Source organism: Hydrangea phyllody phytoplasma (assembly GCF_036985185.1).
Lineage (GTDB): Bacteria > Bacillota_I > Bacilli_A > Acholeplasmatales > Acholeplasmataceae > Phytoplasma > Phytoplasma asteris.
Map to the genome: position 1 here is coordinate 1 of NZ_BSDA01000023.1, position 744 is coordinate 744.

At 26.3% G+C, this 744-nt stretch carries 1 protein-coding gene; it reads right to left on the reverse strand.

Annotated elements, in window-relative coordinates:
• Positions 1-744 (reverse strand): replicative DNA helicase (locus AACP42_RS03040; RefSeq protein WP_339332585.1); only part of this gene is annotated, 744 nt, incomplete at both ends.

Consider the following 744-nt stretch of genomic DNA (forward strand, 5'->3'; position numbering starts at 1 on the left):
ATTAAGAAATTGGTCATCTCTTAAAAGGTGTAGATAATCAATAAAAACTATATCAAGTCCTTGGTGAAATTTTAATTGACAGCATTTTCTTTTAACTTCTTCTATTTTGGTATTTCTGTCATCATCAATTAAAATATTTAATTCACTTAATTTTTCTTCTGTTTGCAATAATTGTAACTTTTCTTCACGAGTTAATTGTTGTTGTTCCATTTTTTTGATACTAATCTGAGATTCACAGCTGATTAAACGTTTAATTAATTCTTCGGATGTCATTTCTAAACTAAAAATCAAAATATTATGTTTTTTAGGGATATTTTGAAAAACTTTAGCAATATTGACAGCCAAATTTAACATAAAGGCAGTTTTGCCCATTCCTGTTCTTGCAGCTAAAATATTTAATTGTCCTGGTTTAAAGCCTCCAATTAAATCATCTATATTATTAAATCCTGTTTTAACTCCAACTAATTTATTTTTATTGTGGTTTTCCAAAATGTCTTTGATTACTTTAGAAACATAACTTTTTAAATCTTTAAACTTGGGGGTGAGTTTTTTTCTTAATTTTGCAGTATTTGTTTCTATTAATTCTAAAATCTCTTGGGGAGCTATTTTACTTCTTGCAATTTGAGATAATTTAGCAATAATACCGCCAATTTCTCTTTTTAAAGATGTTTCCTTAATTAAATCAATGTATGTTTCTAAGTGTCGAGGAGAAGGTATCAAATCAGATAATTCATTTAAATAATC